This is a genomic window from Kitasatospora sp. HUAS MG31 (assembly GCF_040571325.1).
Lineage (GTDB): Bacteria > Actinomycetota > Actinomycetes > Streptomycetales > Streptomycetaceae > Kitasatospora > Kitasatospora camelliae.
In genome coordinates this window covers 929,997-946,738 of record NZ_CP159872.1, presented here as the reverse complement: position 1 = coordinate 946,738, position 16,742 = coordinate 929,997, and the positions used below count along the sequence as shown (strand labels likewise).

Here is a 16,742-nt window from a genome sequence, read left to right as displayed (position 1 = left end):
CGGGACGCGCTCGGCAGGGCGTCCGGGACGTCAGGGGCGGGCCGAAGCATCATCCGTATCCGCCCCCGGCCGTGAAGGCCGGGGGCGGACGGCTTGTCGTGGAGAGGGGGGTGGTCACCGCTTGAAGGCGTCCTTCACCTTCTCGCCGGCCTGGGCGGCGTCGCCCTTGATCTGGTCGGCCTTGCCCTTGGCGGTCAGGCGCTCGTTGCCGACGGCCTTGCCGGTCGACTCCTCGAGTTTGCCCTTCGCCGTCTGAGCGGTGTTCTCCATCTTCTTCCTGGTGCTCATGCTTCCTCCTCGTAACCGGGCCCTGGGTGTGCGTCTGCCCGGCTTCGGGAGTCCTAATCGGGCTCGAGAAGGGTGCCCCCTCAATCAGGGCCTTCGGGGGCCAGCAGCGGGCCCAGCGGGCCGAGGTCGATGTTGAGGTCCTCGGGGGAGGCCGAAGTGGTCGCGGAGCTCGTCCATGCGGTCCCCCAGCGCCATCAGGGTCAGGCCGATCCGCTCGGCCTGCTCCTCGTCGAGGTCGCCCTGATCGATCCGGCGCAGCGCCTGGCGTTCCATCAGCTCGCGGATCGGTTCCACCACCGTGAGCACCAGGCAGGCCAGGTCGCGGCCGACGCTCTCGTGGTCCATCGCCACGCGCCGGTCGCGCCGGTCGCCGCCCTCGGGTCGCGCGCCGCCGTTCACCACTCGCCCGCCTCCCGGAGACCTGTCGCCGTGCGGACGGAGGCGATCAGCGCCCGCAGGCTGATCCGTACCAGGTCGACGTCGGCGATCGAGAGGGTGATCTCCCCGGCGACCACCACGCCCCCGGCCGGCAGGCGGTCGAGCAGGTCGACCAGGGCCACGTTCTCCTGGCGCAGCACGGCCGGCGGGGCGGGGGGTTCGCTGGACACCGCGTCCTCACCCCCGGTCCGGGAGGTCGGGGCGGTCCGGGAGATCGGGCCGGTCGGGCAGCTCGGCGAAGGAGTACGGCGGCCAGGGGCCGGTGAGTTCCAGCCGCGGGCGCGGGAACCGCCCCGCGAGCGCCTCCACCGTCTCCGCGAACGCCGCGGCCTCCGCCTCCGTCCGCCCGGCCAGGTAGGCGCCGTTGAGCAGCATCGGCTGCCGGATCGCCTCGGCCGACTGCGGGGGGTGCTGGACGGCCTCGACGGCCCGGTCGGTCAGCAGGAGGTGCCTGCTGGGCGTCCTCGGAGGCGTCCTCCAGCTCCCGCACCCGTTCGTGCCGCTGGGCCCGCCGGCGCAGCAGGTAGGCCGTGCCGGGCCGGTCGGGGCCCGGGTCCTCCGGAGCAGGGACCGCGCCGTGGTCGGGGGAGGCGCCCGGGGGCGCCAGGAAGGCCTTCACCCCCACTCGGTCCGTCCGGCGACCCGCGCGCAGGCGGCGAGCAGGTCCGTACGGCGCTCGCGCAGCATCGCGGTGGCCCGGCGGTCGTCGTGGTAACAGCGTGGCGAACCGCAGTGGCAGGACCGGCCCGGAGCCGTGCAGCCGGTCGATGACGTGGTGGTGGGCCCGGATGCTGCGCTCCAGCAGGCCGGGTCCTCCAGGTGGGCCCGCAGCGCCCGCTCGTCGAAGGCCGCGCCGGGGACCGGGCCCGCCACGGCCGCCACCCCCGGGCCGGACACCAGGTGCAGGGGCTCGCCGGCCACGCCGAGCAGGCCGGGGCCGGAAATCCGCAGAAACCGACGGACCGTCACGGTCGGCGTCGGTGGTTGGACGAAGCGCACCCCGGGCAGGCGCCGCAACGACGGGGGACCGCCCTGCCCGGCGCCCGGCGCGCGGGGCCGCAGGAAGGCACGCCATGCACGACCACGCCCGGCACGACCACGAACGGCAGCACCTGCTGGAGCTGTACCTCAACGACCACCTGGCCGCCGCGTACGGCGGTGCGGCCCTGGCCCGGCGGATCGCCCGCACCCACCCGACCACCACGCCCGACCTCTGGCGGCTGGCCCGCGAGGTCACCGAGGACCGCGACACCCTCGTCCAGCTGATGAACTCGCTCGGGGTGCAGCCCCGCCGGCACCGGATGGTGGCCGGCGCGGTCGCCGAGCGGGTCGGGCGGGTGAAGCTCAACGGCCGGATCGTCCACCGCTCCCCGCTCAGCGACGTGCTGGAACTGGAGGCGATGCGCTCCGGCGTCCAGGGCAAGCTCGCGCTCTGGCGGGCGCTGCGCCGAGTGGCGCCGGACGACGACCGGATGTGCGCCCGCCTCGACCGGCTGGAGGAACGGGCCCGCCACCAGGCGGAACTCCTCGACGCCCAGCACGCCGAGGCCGCCGAACGCTCCCTCTCGGAGAGCGAACGGGCGTACCCGGTCTACCCGCCGAAGCCGGTCGCCGGCTGCCTGTGACCGGTCCGGCTGCCGGTGACCGGCGTCAGGGCATGACCGGCGTCAGGGCGCGAGCGTCAGGGCGTGAGGAAGTCCCGGATCCGGTCCCTCAGCCCCTGCTCGGGCGGCGGCAGGTCGTCCGGCGGCAGCACGGTCGGCGGCCGGCGCCGGGGCGTGTCCGGAGCCAGCGCCTCCGTCCGCCGCAGCTCCTCGCCCAGCCGGTCCAGCTCCCGGGGCGCCACCGCCCCCCGCAGCGGCCGGAACAGCTGCGCCTCCTCGGACCACATGTGGCCGGTGGTGTGTTCGACCAGCCGGGCCACCACCCGGTCGAACCCGGCAGAGGTCGCCGACAGCCGGAGCAGCTCGCCCAGCAGGCCCTCGATCGCCGCGTGGTCGGCCCGGCCGCGTGCGGCGACCGCTTCGCCGTTGGGCAGCCGGGCGGCCGCGAGCGGGTGGAGGTGGCGCTCCTCGGCGAGGAGGTGCCCCGACAGCAGCTCCGCGACCTGCTCGATCAGCTCCTTGCGCAGCGGGTCGCCCAGCGGCGTCCCGGCGATCTCGCTGAACAGGACGGTGACCTGCTGGTGCTGGTATGCCAGTTCGTCCAGGAGGTCGTCGCGGTCGTCCTCGCGCGGGCCGTGCTGGTCGTTGGTCATCATGGCGCCGGTTCCCCTCGGGTGGCCGTGGTCGGTGTGGGGCCGCGTCTGCCCGTCCGGGGCCCGTGGTCAAACCCCGCCGGGCGATGTTCCGGACGAGGGGCTGAGCTCGTACACGGCGAAGGCGTGCCGGATGACCGGCTGGGCGACGTTGCGGACGTGGACGCCGCCGCTGGTCAGGCCGCGCTCGGTGCCCGCGTGGGCGTGCCGAGGCGACTCTGACCGGGCCCCGGAGGGTGCGACGGTACCGGTCGGCCCGCGGTGCCGGGGCGAGGGTCCGCCCCGGGGCGGGGCCGGTTGCGAGGGTGGTCATGGTCTCCTCCCGGAGGAGCCGCGGGTCACCGCGGTCGGCGCGGGGGACTGCGCGTGTGCCCGCCGCCCGGTGGGGAAAACCGGCTGTGAGCCCGGGGCAGGACCGCCCCGGGCTCACAGGCCGGTCCGGCGGGGTCCCGCCACACTGGCGGTCCTTCACACGGGCCACCTCGCTGGTGAGGGGCCGCGCCGACCGTCCCGGACAGTCGGTCGACTCCGTCCGGGACGCCTTGTCGGGCTCCGCCCCGGGGACGGGCTGACGGGCTTCTTGCCGGATCCGGGCGGACCAAACCCCAGGTCACATGCCCTGCTGGCTCCGGCCGCCGGTGGGGTGCCACTCGGCCAGCAGGATGGTGGCGTCGTCGGTGAGCCGGCCGCTCTGGTGGTCCAGGATGGTCCGGACGAGCCGGTGGAGGGCCTCCGGGGTCGGCTCCCCGGCCGCGGTCGCCCGGACCACGGTGTCCACCAGGCGCGGCTCGCCGAACATCTCGCCCGTCCGCGACCGGCCCTCGGTGACGCCGTCGGTGTGGACCAGGATCCGGTCACCCGGTTCGAGCTGGGCGTGGTGGAGGTGCGGGGCCGGGGCCGGGTAGAGCGGGCCGAGGCCGAGCGGCAGGTGGGCGGGCCGGGTGAGCGCCGCCGGGACGACGTGCTGGCGGCGGATCAGCAGCGGGGCCGGATGGCCGCAGTTCACCCAGCTCAGCCGGCCGGTGGCCAGGTCGAGCGTGGCGAACACCGCCGTGAGCAGCCGGTCCGGCACCCACCGGGCGAGCGCCCGGTCCACCGCGTCGACGATGTCCGCCAGCCCGGCGCCGAGCCGCCGGCTGGAGCGGTACCCGGCCAGCGCCAGGGACGAGGACAGGCCGGAGGCGACGTCGTGCCCCATCGCGTCCACCACGGCCAGGTGCAGGTTCCGGGCGTCCAGGCTGTGGTCGAAGGCGTCCCCGCCGATCTCGTACGCGGGCTCCAGCACCGCACTGGAGGTGACCTCGGAGGTGCCCAGCGTCCGCGGCGGCATGAACGCCCAGGCCAGCTCCGCCTGCAGGGTCATCGGCCGGGTCCGCACCATCCGCGGGACGGTGTCGCCGATGGACGACTTGGAGATCACGATCAGCGCGGTCACCGAGGCGAGGGTGCGGCAGCGGGCGATGGTCGGCGCGTCCAGCGCGGCGGCCGTCACCCGCAGCACCCCGATCCGCTCGATGCCGTCGATCAGCGGCAGCCAGAGCACCAGCCCGTCGTCCGTGCTCAGCCGCAGCGACTCCGTCCGGTACGCCCAGCCCGCGAAGGTGCCCTCCATCCGCAGCGCCGCCTCGGGGGTCGGCTCCTCGGCGGTGGACGGCCCGTCCGTCGGGTACGGGACCAGGTGCGTCTGCTGGACGTCCGCGAGGTACACCGCCGCGTCGTCCAGGCCGATCGCCTGCGCCGCTCCGCGCACCAGCGCTGCCAGCTCGGCGGGCGCGGTGTGGTGGGAGCGCTCCAGGAGGTCGGCCAGCACCGCGCCGAAGGCAGCGTCGTCCACGCCCTCCACCGTGCCCCGCCCCCACCCGGCGGGCAAACGGCCGCCGACCCGGGCCGTTCCGGAGTCCGCCCGTGTCCGTGCGGACGGAGCGGGTAGCCGCCCGTCACAGGGCACCCGTCCGAGCGAGCGAAGCGCACTGAGCGTGGAAGGGCACACACCCATGACCGAGTACGGCTACTTCCTGTCCAGCGAGGAGTTCACCCCCGCCGAGCTGATCCACCAGGCCAGGCGGGCCCGGGAGGCCGGGTTCTCCCGGCTGGCGATCTCCGACCACTACCACCCGTGGAACGGGGCCCAGGGCAACAGCCCCTTCGTCTGGTCGATGATCGGCGCGCTCTCCCAGGTGGTGGACCTGCCCGTCACCACCCTGGTCAGCTGCCCCACGGTGCGCCTGCACCCGGCGGTCACCGCGCAGGCCGCGGCCACCTCGGCCGTCCTGCTGGACGGCCGCTTCACCCTGGGCGTGGGCACCGGCGAGGCGCTGAACGAGCACGTCCACGGCGACCGGTGGCCGCCGTTCGCCGAGCGCGCCGAGATGCTCCGCGAAGCCGTCCAGGTGATGCGCGAGCTGTTCACCGGCCGGGAGGTCAGCCACCGCGGCCGCCACTACACGGTGGAGAACGCCCGGCTGTACACCGTGCCGGAGCGGCCCCCGGCCGTGTACGTCTCCGCCTTCGGGCCCGCCGCCGCGCGGCTCGCGGGGGAGATCGGCGACGGGTTCGTCACCATGACCCCCGACCGCGAGCTGGTCCGGGCGTTCCGGGACGCCGGCGGGGCCGGGAAACCCGTGGTCGGCGGCGTCAAGGTCTGCTGGAACACCGACTGGGGCAAGGCCGTGGACACCGTCCACCGGCTCTGGCCGACCGAACTGCTGCCCGGCGAACTGGCCCAGCTGCTCCCCACGCCCGCGCACTTCGAGCAGGCCAGCGAGCTGGTCACCCGGAGGATGGTCGCGGACGCCGTGACCTGCGGCGACGACGCGGACGAGCACCTGGCCACGGTGCGCTCCTACGCACAGGCCGGGTTCGACCAGGTGTACGTCGGCCAGATCGGACCCGAGCAGGACGTGTTCTTCGACGCCTACCAGCAGCGGATCCTGCCGGCCCTGGCGGGTTGATTCCTGCCCCCTACCGTCGGGCGGCCGTCAGACCGGCGGCGGGCGCCGGGACCGGCCGCAGGCCCGCGGCGGCGAGCTCCTCGGCCAGTTCCCCGGGCCGGGCGGGCCAGAGCCGGAACTCCACGGCCTCCTCGCGCAGCGGGCACCCGTCGCGCTCCACCCGGTAGGTGTACGTCGAGCGCAGCACCCCGCCGTCCGGGGTCAGCCGGACCGTGGCGGTGTACCGGTCCGGGCCGACCCGCACCGGGCCGATCTCCCACGCCCGTTCCGCGGGTGGCGGCACACCGGTCGGCGGGGGGTCGAAGAGCAGGAGCCCGCCGGGCAGCAGGGCGGAAGCGACGGCCCGCCACACGGCCCGCCGGTCGGGCGGGGCGAGGCAGGCGAGCACGTTCGAGGCCACCACCAGGTCCGCCACCCCGCACAGCCCCGCCGACTCGACCCGGACGGGGTGGACGGTCACCCGGGCCCGGTCCTCCGCGCCGAGCCGGGCCAGCCGGCCCAGCAGCCCGACCCGCATCGCCGCCGACGGCTCGACCGCGTGCACCGGCACCGCGGAGGCCGCCAGCAGCACCTCGGTGACGATCCCGGTCCCCGCTCCGAGGTCCACGATCGCCGCCCGCGCCCGGCCCGCCGGCCCCGCGAACCAGCGGGCGGCCTGGCGGCGGTCGGTCTCGGCCTGCAGCAGGTCGTAGAACTCGGCGGACACCGCGTAGTCGGGGTCGGGGACGGCGGCGACGCCGCAGACACCGTCGACACCCTCGACACCGGAGCGGCCGTCCACGCCATCGGGATCCACACCCGGTTTCTCCCCGGGGACCCCGGGGGATACGCGCGCTTCGGGGATCGAGCGGCCGGGCCGGGCCCGGTGTGACCGTCCGGGACCCGCCGGAACACTGTTCAAGACTGCCGAGAGGAGACGTGATGACCACCAGGAACAGGGACCGTGCCACCACCGCCGACGAGTGGCCGCCCACGGAGACCCCGGAGTCGCGGATGACGGGCGAGGGCGGGCCGCCGCCGGACGAGCGGGAGAAGACCGCGGCCGACGACCCCGCCTTCGCCGTCACGGACGCCCCCGAGGACTCCGAGAACGCCTCCGGGCATGGGCGGCGCTCCGACGGTTCGTAGCCGTACCCACGGACGGCCGGGGCCCCGGCGGGCACCTCCGCCGGGGCCCCGGCACGCTCCTCCGGGCTCAGGGCACCTTGCGGCCCTCGGATCCGGTGTCGCCGGGCTCGGCGGGAGCGTCCTCGTCGGTGAAGACCACGTCCACGCGCTGCTCCGGGCGGCGCTCCTCCTGCCGGGCCAGCGACTCCAGGACCTCCTGGTCGGGGTGGGTGAGCGGCGGCTGCAGCAGGCTCCGCGGCCACAGGCCCCGCTTCAGCACCACGTTGGTCTCCGCCGCGTAGACGGTGATCGCGGCGGCCAGCAGCAGCCAGGACAGCAGGCCGATCACCGTGGCGAAGAAGCCGTAGATCTGCGAGGCGTGCCGCAGCTGGTGGGTGACCAGCAGGGCGCCGAAGGTCTGCAGCAGCGCGAACAGCGGTCCGGCCAGCCAACAGCCCGGCAGCAGCGCCTTGGTGGGCACGTCCTTGGGCGTGAGGATCCGGAAGCAGGCCAGGCACAGGCCGATGTTGAGGGCCGCCGAGAGCAGCAGCGCCCCGGCGCGGGCCGCTTCCCCGCCGAGTGTCGTGCCGACCAGGGCGGCGGCGCCGGTGGCGAGCAGCAGGCCGGTGCCGAGCACCGAGAACAGCAGCAGGCCGCGGAGCAGCCGCGGCAGGTAGCCGGGCCGGCGCACCTCGGGCACGTTCCAGACCTGGGCCATCGCGAACTGGAGGATCTGCGCGATGCCGAGCGCACCGTAGAGCAGGCCGAGCAGGGCGACGGCCAGCGCGAGGCCGCTGCCGCCGACGGAGTGGATGTTCTGGCGGAGCTGGTCGCCGATCACCGGGAAGTCGGCGAGCGCCGAGTCGACCACCGCGTCCTGGACGCCCGGATGGTCCTGGAGGACGAAGCCGAGCGCGGTGCTCAGCAGGAGCAGCAACGGGATCAGCGAGACGAACCCGTAGTAGGTGATCAGCGCGGCCAGGTGGCCGCCCCGGTCGTCGCCGAACTTCTTGACCACGCCCACCACCACGGCGGGCCCGGTGTGGCGCTGCTGGAAGCGGTCGAGGCCGCGCAGGGTACGTTCCACGGCGTTCATCGGACGTCTCCTCCCGGCGGGAACACGGCCGCCGACGGGTCGTCTGCCCGATCCCGGGCCGGCCATGTGCGGCGGTGCGGTCGCAGGAAACCGGTGTGTGGGGCGATCGGCACGGGGTAGGCGCAGCGGCCGTACGGGCCGGGTGGACCGGCTCGTCCCGAAGGACCCACCGACGACCCGAGGAGGTTCACGCATGAGCATGGTCCAGGAATCGGTCGAGGTCGACGTCCCGCTGCACACCGCCTACAACCAGTGGACGCAGTTCGAGGACTTCCCCCGCTTCATGGAGGGCGTGGAGGAGGTCACCCAGATCGACGAGCGGCACAACCACTGGAAGACCAAGGTCGCGGGCGTGCGACGGGAGTTCGACACCGAGATCGTCGACCAGCTTCCCGACGAGAAGATCGCCTGGCGCACCATCGACGACGAGGTCAGCCAGATGGGTGTGGTGACCTTCGAGCGCCTGGACGACCGGCACACCAGGGTCCGCCTGGCGATGGAGTTCGAACCGGGGGGCCTCGCCGAACGGGCGGGCGACCTGATGGGCATGGTCGACCGGCAGGTCAAGGGCGATCTGCGGCGCTTCAAGTCGTTCATCGAGGAGCGGGGCGTCGAGGGCGGCGGCTGGCGCGGCCGGATCACCCCGGGCCAGTCCTGACCGCAGCACCGGGGGCCGGTACCGGCCGCCGCGCCGGCGCCGGCCCCCGCCAGGAGGAGACCATGGACGACGTCCCCCAGGGCGGCGCCGGCGGCGTACCCGGCCACCACCCCGATCAGCACTCCGACCACCACGGCCACGCCGGGAGCGGCCCCGCCCGCCCCGATGACCACCGCGACAGCCCCACCCCGACCGTCAAGACCGTCCGCGCCGGCACCCCCGTCGCCGAACAGGCCCCACGCCCGGAGGGCGAGGCGGACGAGGAGACCGACACCCCGGCCGGCGCGTAGCCACGGCATGGCCCCGAACCTCCGAACGGCCCGGCGCCTGATGACACCCGTCAGGCGCCGGGCCTGCCGAGCGGCGGCCCCGACCGTCCCCGCGCGTGCGACCCGGAGGCCCGCGTGCCGGGCCACCGGCGTCGGCGGCCGCCAGGTGTGGGAGCCGCACCCGGCGCTCGCGGCCTCACCGGGTTGGCCGGCTGCCGCCGACGAGGGAGCGGCGCTGGTGACGGTGCTCCGGCCCGGTACGTGGCCCGACGATCTCGCCCACCTCGCGCCCGAACGCCAGGCGGACGCCGTCGAGGAGACTCTCGACCACGCACGGAACAGCGGAGGACCCTGCAGGGCGTGGCCGCCGTCGACCTCGCCCGAGCCGTGCCGCCGCCAACGGCGACTGCCGGGACCTGCGGGGCGCACGTGGACCAGTCGCCCACGCTCTGCTCAGCCGGGTTCCCCGGGCGGCTACCCACGGCGGTCGAGGGTGGCTGTGCCGGTCGGGCGCCGCGCGCTCCTGGTTCGGGCCTGCTCCGCGATGACGGGCTGGCGGGAGGGCGATCCCGGTCCCGGCTGGCGGCCTGGCCCGACTCCCCTGGCGTGCCCGTCCAGGGCCAGGTCGCGGACCTCACGCCGGGTGTCCGGCGTCGATGTCGTGGACGTCGCTGAAGGAGAGCACCGGATCGGCGGCTTCCGGCACCCGGGCGGCGACCGGGGCGAGGAGGAAGCCGGTGTGGTCGCCCCAGTCGGCGTGGTCGATCACCCGGCCGGTGAACCAGCCGGGGACGTCGGTGATGACCGGCACCCCGTCGGGCCCGGCGAACCAGGCGACCTCGCGGAACTTGTCCACCTCGTCGCCGGTGGCCCCGCCGAACAGCTCCGCCAGCCGGTGGTCGCGCGGCAGGAGGTGGACGGCCAGGAACCTGGCCCGGCAGGCGACCCCGTACGTGTGGTTCGCCTTCGAGAGCCACACGACGAACCGTGGCGGATCGATCGAGCACTGTCCGGCGAAACCCACCAGGCAACCCGCCCGCTCGCCCTCCGCGGCCGCGGTGACCACGAACACGGGGTAGTCCAGCAGAGCGACGAACTTCTCGAACGCTTCCACGGCTCGGAGCTCCTCCCACAGGCAGCCGGCGGGACCGGCCGGCAGCGGAGCGGGACGACCGTGCCCGCGGTCCCTGGGCAGGTGCCGGGCACTCCGCCGGTCTCCACCGGGGCGCACTCAGCCTGGCACCGTTCATCGGCTGCCCGGGGTGCCCGGCGGCAAACCCGTGCACACCTCCGCGTCCGCCGGGCTCCGGCATCCGCTGCGGTGGACGCGATCGGCGACGCCTCCGCGACGCCGCCCACGACACCCTCGCGACGTGGAGCCCGACCACCATCGCCACGCGGTTCCTCGACAACTGCGCCCCAGGGACCGGCCACTCCTTCCCTGACCATCGCGCCGCAGAGGCCCTCACGAGCGCCTGGCCGACTCTTCTGCGATCCGGCGACGCCGGATGCGGGATACGCCGGGCCGCGAAGGGGCACACGCCAGCCCATGGCATCGATGCGCGAAGCCCATCCGACCGGCGGCCGAGCCGATGTGGAGGCCGCCCGCTCCAACGGCGGACCCAAGGGACCGACCGACATTCCCAAACGCGGCTGGATCGCGGTCCTCAAACGCACCGGCCGGGAGTTCCTCGCCGACGAGCTGCCGGACCGGGCCGCGGCCCTGACCTACTACGGCGTCCTGGCGATCTTCCCCGCCCTGCTGGTCCTCGTCTCCGTCCTCGGACTGACCGGCACCGACGCCACGAACACGGTGCTGAACAACGTCCAAGCCCTCGCGCCCGGTGCGGTCCGCGACATCCTGCACAGCGCGATCACCCAGCTCCAGGCGAGCCGCGCCACCGGCGGGGTCATCGCCATCCTCGGCCTGGCCGGAGCCCTCTGGTCCGCCTCCGGCTACATCGGCGCGTTCATCCGTGCCGGCAACGCCGTCTACGACATCCGCGAAGGCCGGCCGATGTGGAAGACCACGCCGCTGCGGATCGGCCTCACCCTGCTCACCATGCTGCTGCTGGTCCTCTGCGCGGTCATCGTCGTCTTCACCGGGCAGGTCGCGCAGAAGGCCGGCGACGTGCTCGGCCTCGGCGACACCGCGGTCACGGTGTGGGGCATCGCGAAGTGGCCGGTCCTCATCGTCCTGGTCACCTTGATGATCGCCCTGCTGTACTGGGCCGCTCCGAACGTCCGCGGACGGGGCCTGCGGTGGATCACCCCGGGCAGCGCACTCGCCGTCGTGCTGTGGCTCGCCCTGTCCGCCGGATTCGCCGCGTACGTCGCCAACTTCGGCTCCTACAACAAGACCTACGGCACCCTCGCCGGCGTCATCGTCTTCCTGGTGTGGCTGTGGCTCACCAACCTCGCCATCCTGCTCGGCCTCGAACTCGACGCCGAACTCGCCCGCGAACAGGCCCAGCGCGCCGGCCTGTCGCCCGCCGAGGAGCCGTACGTCGAGCCCCGTGACACCCGCACCTGGCCCGCCGACGCCGACGCCGACGCCGACGCCGACGCCGACGGCGACGCCGACGCCGGCGCCACCGACGGCAGGGGCGCGCGTGGCGCCTGACGGGTTCTGGCACCGTCGCAGTGCCCTGCACCGCTCTCTGCCGCGGCGGCCTGTGGTCGGATCGGCATGTGCCGCCGGCCCACGGTCGCGTCCGCGGGTCCGGTCAGCGCGCGGGGGGTGTGGGTGTCTGTTCGGTGAGGGTGGCGGTGGCGCGGTCGAGGAATGCGCAGAACTGCTGGTGTTCGTCGGGGCTGAAGCGGTCGGTCAGGGCGCGTTCCAGCACGATGACCTCGTCGTAGGCGCGGTCCAGCAGGTCGCGGCCGGCCCCGGTGGGGGCGGCGATCATGACCTTGGCGTGGGTGGCGGAGGCCGAGCGGGTGATGAGGCCCTTGGCCTGCATGCCGTTCAGGACGGTGGCCATGCTCTGCTGGGAGACGCCGCAGGCACGGGCGAGTTGGGCCCCGGACTGGCCGTCGCCGCGGGAGAGGGCGAGCAGCACGGTGTACTGCGTCATGGTCAGTCCGTAGCCGCGCAGCACCGCCTCGTGATGGGCCATCAGGGCCTGTTCGGCGCGGCGGATGCGGGTGCACAGGTACTCCTCGACGGGCGTCTCACCCATGTCTCAACTCCATGACTTGACTCAACTACCTGAGACTCATTAGCGTCCTTCAGTGTCAGGTTACTGAGTCGACACAGAAGGTTGAAACTCGATGAAGGCTGTTGTGCTGGGTACCGACAACCGATTCCGGCTCACCGAGACCACGAAGCCCGATCCGGGGCCCGGCCAGGTGGCGGTCCGAGTCGCCTACGCAGGCGTCCAGTGGGGTGATGTGCTGGTGCGCGACGGCCACTTCCCCGTCCCCCGGCCGTTCGTGCCCGGCTTCGAAGCCTCCGGTCGGATCGTCGCGGTCGGGGCAGGCGTGGACGGGAACCGGCTCGGCGAACAGGTCGCCGCGCTGGTCACCGGCGGCGGCTACGCCGAGGTCGTGCTCGCGCCGGCCGTGCTGGCCGTCCGCGCGGAGAACCTCGACCCCCGTACGGCGGCAGCATTCGGCTGGACCACCCCGACCGCCTACGAGCTGATCAACACGGTCACCCGGACCGCGCCCGGGGAGAGCGTGCTGATCCACGCGGCGTCCGGGGGAGTCGGCACCATGGCGGCCCAGTACGCCGCCGCTGCCGGGGCACGCCGCATCGTGGGCGTCACCGGGACCGAGGACCGAGCGGACTACGCCCGTCGCTTCGGCTTCCACGAGGTCCTGACCCGCAGCGACTTCCCCGACGATCTCGACGGCGAGACCTTCGACGTCATCCTGGATCCGGTCGGTGGCGCGACCCGGTCGGCCAACCTGGCGCACCTGGCCCCGCACGGCCGACTCGCCGTCTACGGCAACATCGCCGCCTCCGGCCCCGCCACCGTCTCAGCCGACGACCTCCTGACCAGCGGCCAGTCGCTGCTGACCTACAACAGCAGCCTGCTGAGCCGTACTGCCCCGGACACGCTCGCCGCCGGCGCTGCCCGCGCCCTCGCGCTGGTGGCCGACCACTCGGTCCGCATCGACATCACCGCCGAACACGAGCTCGCCGATGCAGGGACCGCGATCGCGGACCTCGCGAACGGCGCCACGCGAGGGAAGAGCATCGTCCGAGTCCGGTAGCTCCGCTGCCATTGCGCTCAGCGCTGGGCGGTGAGGGCGGCGATGCCGAGGGCCAGCCAGGCGAGGTAGTCGCCGAGGTGGCCGGAGTGGAGGTGGCGGAGGCGGCGGAGGGCGGGGCCGTGGGTCGGGGTGGGGCGGCGGACGGAGGTGAGGGCGAGGGCACAGGCGAGGAGGGCGGAGAGCAGGTCGAGGGCGAGTCCGGCGGGGGTCCACGCGGCCGGGCTGTCCCCGGAGTGGCAGCTCCTGGTCGGCGACACGATGACCGCGGTCACCCTGCTGCTGCTCGCCCTGCTGAAGAACGCCGAACGCCGCGCCGAACACGCCATCCAGCGCAAGCTCGACGCCATCGCCGCCGCCCTCCTCGAACAGCACCCGGGTATGGACGGCGACGCCCAACGCGCCCTGCGCGAGGCCATCCGGATGGAAGAACTCTGACCGGACGCGTCGTCCTGTCGACCCCTACGGCCGCCCCAGCACGCTCGTGTCCAGCCGCGCCAGCAGCTCCCCCACGTCCGCGTGCACCTCCAGCGCCCCCGCCGCCCGCAGCGCCCGCTCCCCGAAGCCCCCGGACAGCACCGCCACGCACCGTACGTGCGAGCGCACGGCCGCCTCCACGTCCCACAGCGTGTCCCCGATGAACACCGCCTCCCCGGGCTCCGCCCCGGCCTTGGCGAGCGCGGCCTCGACCAGGTCCGGCGCGGGCTTGGTGGCGTCCACGTCGTCCGCGCCGGTGGCGTCGTCGATCGCGTCCTCGGCGTCCAGGACACGCCGCATCACCGCGAGGTCCCGGGCCGAGGCGGAGGAGGCCAGCACGACCCGCCAGCCCCGGTCCCTCACCTGCCGCAGCAGCTCCGCGGCCGAGGCGAAGGCCCGGAGGTTGGGCCACAGCCGGGCGAACAGCACCTGGTGGGCGGCGCTGATCTCCTCGTCCTGGCCGCGGTCCCGGTCGTCGCCGAGGACGTGGTCGAGCAGGTGGTCGCCGCCCATGCCGATCGACCCGTGGATGCGGGCCATCGGCGGGGTGTGACCGAACTGCGCGAGGGCCTCCGCCCACGCGATGGTGTGCAGGTAGTTGGTGTCGAGCAGCGTTCCGTCGACGTCGAACAACGCGGCAGCCGGCATGGGACGTCCCACCTCTCTGCGCTCTCCGCGGTCGCTCGCCGCGCATCCTCGGCGCCGGCCCGGCCGTGGCCCACCTCCGACGCTACGACTCCGACGCCACGACCGCCCCGCCGGCCCGCACGCACGGCGGGGAGGGTCCGTTTGACGGCGCCCTCCGCAGCCGGTGCCGCCGATCTACCAGCCCGAGGTCGCCGCCCGCGCCGTGCTGTACGCGGCCGACCACCCCGCGCGGCGGGAGTACCGGGTCGGCGGCAGCACGATGGCGACCCTGCCGGTGAACGCGGTCGGGCCGGGTCTGCTGGACCGCTACCTGGCGCGGACCGGCTTCTCCTCGCAGCAGAGCGGGGAGCGCCGCGGCGTCCGCGACCCGGACAACCTGTTCCGCCCGGTGGACGTCTGCCGGGACCACGGTGCCCACGGCCGCTTCGACCGCCGTTCCCACGCCCGCAGCGCCCAGCAGTGGGCCGCGCACCGGCTGGGGGCCGTCGGCGAGGCGGTGCGGGCCCTCGGGCGCGCCTGCGGCCGGGCCGGGCTCGGGCTGGGGCGGAACCGGGTCAGGCGGACAGGTCCGGGACGGGCCGAAGGGGGCCGGTCCGCCCGTGCCGAGCGGATTGCCGTGCGGGCGGACGGGTACGCGCGACGGGAGACCGGACGAGCCGATCGCCGTTTCGCCGAGAGGAGCAGGACGATGGGCACCGTTCCCGTGCCACCGGATCCCGATGTCTCCCCCTTCCCACCGGTCCCGCCGGCGCCGCCCGAACCGCCGGCCCCACCCGAACCGACCGAGCCCCCCGGGCGTCCGGTGCCCCCGGATCCGCCCGCGCCCCCGGGCCGGCCGCAGCCGCCCGAGCCGGACATCCCCGTCCCGTCCGAGCCCGCCCCCGGCCCGGACCGGCCGGAGGAGGACCCCCGGCCGCCGGAGCCGCCGGACTGAGGGAGTCCGTACGTCGTCACGTCGTCCGAAAGGAGATCCGTGGTGGAACGCCTCGTCGATGTGGTGGTGGTCGGCATGGGCCCGGGTGGCGAGCACCTCGCCAACCGGCTGGCCGGCGCCGGCCTGGAGGTGGCCGGCGTGGAGGCCGAGCTGGTCGGCGGCGAGTGCCCGTACTGGGCGTGTGTGCCGAGCAAGATGATGGTCCGCGCGGCCGGGCTCCTCGCCGAGGCGCGGCGGCTGCCCGGGATGGGCGGCAAGGCCGAGGTGACGGCCGACTGGGCGCCCGTCGCGGCCCGGATCCGCGAGGAGGCCACCGACGACTGGGACGACAGGGCGGCCGCCGACCGCTTCACCGACCGCGGCGGCCACCTGGTCCGCGGGCGCGGCCGGCTGGCCGGTCCCGGCCGGGTGGCGGTGGACGGCCAGCTGCTGACGGCCCGCCGCGCGGTGGTGCTGGCGACGGGTGCGAAGCCGTTCGTCCCCGAGGTGCCGGGCCTGGACGGCTTGCCGTACTGGACGCACCGCCAGGCCGTGGCAGCGCGCCGCCTGCCGCAGTCGCTGATCGTCCTCGGCGGTGGCGCGATCGGCCTCGAACTCGCCCAGGTGTTCGGCCGGTTCGGCACCTCCGTCACCGTGGTGGAGGCCGCCGGCCACCTGCTGCCCGCCGAGGAGCCCGAGGCGGGACGGGTGCTGGCCGAGGTCCTGGAGGGCGAGGGGACGACGGTCCGGCCGGGCCGGACGGCCTTCTCGGTCGGGCACCGGCCGGGCGGCTTCGAGGTGACCCTGGACAGCGGCGAGGTGCTGTACGCCGAGCAGTTGCTGGTCGCCACCGGCCGTCGCCCCGACCTCACCGGCCTGGGGCTGGAGTCGGTCGGACTCGACCCGGAGGCCGACGCGGTCGCCGTGGACGGCCGGATGCGGGCCGCCCCCGGCCTGTGGGCCGTCGGCGACCTGACCGGCCGCGGCGCCTTCACCCATGTCGCCCTCCACCAGGCCGAGTCGGCCGTGCGGGACATCCTCGGCGAGGACCCGCCGACCGACGGCGACCGGGCCGTCCCCCGGGTCACCTTCACCGACCCGGAGGTGGGCGCGGTGGGCCTGACCGAACGGGAGGCGGTGGAACGGGGGTTGACCGTCCGGACCGGCACGGCCGAGCTGCCCTCCTCGGCCCGCGGCTGGATCCACAAGCGCGGCAACGCCGGCCTGGTGAAACTGGTCGCCGACGCCGAACGCGGCGTCCTGGTCGGCGCCACCGCGGTCGGCCCGACGGGCGGCGAGGTGCTGTACGGCCTGCTGATCGCCGTGGACGCCGCCGTGCCGGTGACCCGGCTGCGGTCGATGATCCACGCCTACCCGACCTTCCACGGCGCCGTCCAAGCGGCCCTCGACGACCTGGACTGA

21 protein-coding genes and 3 pseudogenes are annotated in these 16,742 nt (G+C 74.8%); 10 read left to right on the top strand and 14 right to left on the bottom strand.

Annotated elements, in window-relative coordinates:
• Positions 1-114: 114 nt before the first annotated feature.
• From ABWK59_RS04455 to ABWK59_RS04435, 5 genes and pseudogenes are all read right to left on the bottom strand, one after another.
• Positions 115-288 carry a CsbD family protein gene (locus ABWK59_RS04455; protein WP_354637979.1) on the bottom strand — a complete coding sequence of 58 codons (174 nt, stop codon included), beginning with the start codon at positions 286-288 and terminating at the stop codon, positions 115-117.
• A gap of 80 nt (positions 289-368) precedes the next feature.
• Positions 369-633, bottom strand: a pseudogene (locus tag ABWK59_RS04450) (gas vesicle protein K).
• Positions 634-683: 50 nt separating this feature from the next.
• A complete protein-coding gene (locus ABWK59_RS04445; RefSeq protein ID WP_354637978.1) occupies positions 684-896 on the bottom strand; it encodes a gas vesicle protein in 213 nt (70 codons plus the stop codon).
• 7 nt (positions 897-903) lie between these two features.
• The gene (locus tag ABWK59_RS04440; protein ID WP_420492904.1) at positions 904-1,113 is read right to left on the bottom strand and encodes a GvpL/GvpF family gas vesicle protein; all 210 of its coding nucleotides are present in this window, start codon (positions 1,111-1,113) and stop codon (positions 904-906) included.
• A gap of 127 nt (positions 1,114-1,240) precedes the next feature.
• Positions 1,241-1,801 (bottom strand): annotated as a pseudogene (locus tag ABWK59_RS04435) (GvpL/GvpF family gas vesicle protein); the annotation flags it as partial.
• Here ABWK59_RS04435 and ABWK59_RS04430 point away from each other — a divergent pair.
• Positions 1,800-2,351, top strand: a complete 552-nt coding sequence (locus ABWK59_RS04430) for a hypothetical protein (RefSeq protein ID WP_354637977.1) — start codon at positions 1,800-1,802, stop codon at positions 2,349-2,351. The pseudogene ABWK59_RS04435 and the gene ABWK59_RS04430 sit on opposite strands and share 2 nt — an antisense overlap.
• Before the next feature lie 56 nt (positions 2,352-2,407).
• Here ABWK59_RS04430 and ABWK59_RS04425 read toward each other — a convergent pair whose 3' ends face one another.
• From ABWK59_RS04425 to ABWK59_RS04415, 3 genes and pseudogenes are all read right to left on the bottom strand, one after another.
• Positions 2,408-2,986 carry a hemerythrin domain-containing protein gene (locus ABWK59_RS04425; RefSeq protein WP_354637976.1) on the bottom strand — a complete coding sequence of 193 codons (579 nt, stop codon included), beginning with the start codon at positions 2,984-2,986 and terminating at the stop codon, positions 2,408-2,410.
• Between the two features lie 66 nt (positions 2,987-3,052).
• Positions 3,053-3,190, bottom strand: a pseudogene (locus tag ABWK59_RS04420) (metallophosphoesterase); the annotation flags it as partial.
• Between the two features lie 403 nt (positions 3,191-3,593).
• Positions 3,594-4,817 carry a PP2C family protein-serine/threonine phosphatase gene (locus ABWK59_RS04415; RefSeq protein ID WP_354637975.1) on the bottom strand — a complete coding sequence of 408 codons (1,224 nt, stop codon included), beginning with the start codon at positions 4,815-4,817 and terminating at the stop codon, positions 3,594-3,596.
• A gap of 160 nt (positions 4,818-4,977) precedes the next feature.
• Between ABWK59_RS04415 and ABWK59_RS04410 the strand changes: the two genes are divergently transcribed.
• Positions 4,978-5,934, top strand: coding sequence for a TIGR03557 family F420-dependent LLM class oxidoreductase (locus ABWK59_RS04410; RefSeq protein WP_354637974.1), 957 nt, complete (start codon positions 4,978-4,980; stop codon positions 5,932-5,934).
• A gap of 10 nt (positions 5,935-5,944) precedes the next feature.
• On the opposite strand, the gene ABWK59_RS04405 is transcribed toward ABWK59_RS04410, so the two are convergent.
• A complete protein-coding gene (locus ABWK59_RS04405) occupies positions 5,945-6,730 on the bottom strand; it encodes a class I SAM-dependent methyltransferase (protein ID WP_354637973.1) in 786 nt (261 codons plus the stop codon).
• A 125-nt stretch (positions 6,731-6,855) separates the two neighbouring features.
• Between ABWK59_RS04405 and ABWK59_RS04400 the strand changes: the two genes are divergently transcribed.
• Positions 6,856-7,062, top strand: coding sequence for a hypothetical protein (locus tag ABWK59_RS04400; protein WP_354637972.1), 207 nt, complete (start codon positions 6,856-6,858; stop codon positions 7,060-7,062).
• Positions 7,063-7,129: 67 nt separating this feature from the next.
• On the opposite strand, the gene ABWK59_RS04395 is transcribed toward ABWK59_RS04400, so the two are convergent.
• Positions 7,130-8,137, bottom strand: a complete 1,008-nt coding sequence (locus tag ABWK59_RS04395; RefSeq protein WP_354637971.1) for a YhjD/YihY/BrkB family envelope integrity protein — start codon at positions 8,135-8,137, stop codon at positions 7,130-7,132.
• A gap of 193 nt (positions 8,138-8,330) precedes the next feature.
• On the opposite strand from ABWK59_RS04395, the gene ABWK59_RS04390 reads away from it, so the two are divergent.
• Both ABWK59_RS04390 and ABWK59_RS04385 read left to right on the top strand, forming a co-directional pair.
• Positions 8,331-8,795 carry an SRPBCC family protein gene (locus tag ABWK59_RS04390; RefSeq protein ID WP_354637970.1) on the top strand — a complete coding sequence of 155 codons (465 nt, stop codon included), beginning with the start codon at positions 8,331-8,333 and terminating at the stop codon, positions 8,793-8,795.
• Between the two features lie 62 nt (positions 8,796-8,857).
• Positions 8,858-9,085, top strand: coding sequence for a hypothetical protein (locus ABWK59_RS04385; RefSeq protein WP_354637969.1), 228 nt, complete (start codon positions 8,858-8,860; stop codon positions 9,083-9,085).
• A gap of 613 nt (positions 9,086-9,698) precedes the next feature.
• Here the strand turns inward: ABWK59_RS04385 and ABWK59_RS04380 are convergent.
• Positions 9,699-10,178: a flavin reductase family protein gene (locus ABWK59_RS04380; RefSeq protein ID WP_354637968.1), complete on the bottom strand. Its 480-nt coding sequence runs from the start codon at positions 10,176-10,178 to the stop codon at positions 9,699-9,701.
• Positions 10,179-10,613: 435 nt separating this feature from the next.
• Here ABWK59_RS04380 and ABWK59_RS04375 point away from each other — a divergent pair, with 435 nt between their 5' ends.
• Complete coding sequence (locus ABWK59_RS04375) at positions 10,614-11,687, top strand: YihY/virulence factor BrkB family protein (RefSeq protein ID WP_420492730.1); 1,074 nt, start codon at positions 10,614-10,616, stop codon at positions 11,685-11,687.
• 103 nt (positions 11,688-11,790) lie between these two features.
• Here ABWK59_RS04375 and ABWK59_RS04370 read toward each other — a convergent pair whose 3' ends face one another.
• Positions 11,791-12,246: a MarR family winged helix-turn-helix transcriptional regulator gene (locus tag ABWK59_RS04370; protein WP_354637966.1), complete on the bottom strand. Its 456-nt coding sequence runs from the start codon at positions 12,244-12,246 to the stop codon at positions 11,791-11,793.
• Between the two features lie 91 nt (positions 12,247-12,337).
• Here ABWK59_RS04370 and ABWK59_RS04365 point away from each other — a divergent pair, with 91 nt between their 5' ends.
• Complete coding sequence (locus ABWK59_RS04365; protein WP_354637965.1) at positions 12,338-13,285, top strand: quinone oxidoreductase family protein; 948 nt, start codon at positions 12,338-12,340, stop codon at positions 13,283-13,285.
• A gap of 17 nt (positions 13,286-13,302) precedes the next feature.
• On the opposite strand, the gene ABWK59_RS04360 is transcribed toward ABWK59_RS04365, so the two are convergent.
• Positions 13,303-13,557: a hypothetical protein gene (locus ABWK59_RS04360; protein WP_354645203.1), complete on the bottom strand. Its 255-nt coding sequence runs from the start codon at positions 13,555-13,557 to the stop codon at positions 13,303-13,305.
• Between ABWK59_RS04360 and ABWK59_RS04355 the strand changes: the two genes are divergently transcribed.
• Positions 13,544-13,720 (top strand): hypothetical protein, encoded by a 177-nt coding sequence (locus tag ABWK59_RS04355; RefSeq protein WP_420492729.1) that lies wholly within the window; start codon positions 13,544-13,546, stop codon positions 13,718-13,720. The genes ABWK59_RS04360 and ABWK59_RS04355 overlap by 14 nt on opposite strands.
• Before the next feature lie 24 nt (positions 13,721-13,744).
• Here ABWK59_RS04355 and ABWK59_RS04350 read toward each other — a convergent pair whose 3' ends face one another.
• Entirely contained in the window at positions 13,745-14,407 is a 663-nt protein-coding gene (locus tag ABWK59_RS04350; protein WP_354637964.1) for an HAD family hydrolase, read from the bottom strand.
• Positions 14,408-14,570: 163 nt separating this feature from the next.
• Between ABWK59_RS04350 and ABWK59_RS04345 the strand changes: the two genes are divergently transcribed.
• A complete protein-coding gene (locus tag ABWK59_RS04345) occupies positions 14,571-15,341 on the top strand; it encodes a hypothetical protein (protein ID WP_354637963.1) in 771 nt (256 codons plus the stop codon).
• 42 nt (positions 15,342-15,383) lie between these two features.
• A complete protein-coding gene (locus ABWK59_RS04340; RefSeq protein WP_354637962.1) occupies positions 15,384-16,742 on the top strand; it encodes a dihydrolipoyl dehydrogenase family protein in 1,359 nt (452 codons plus the stop codon).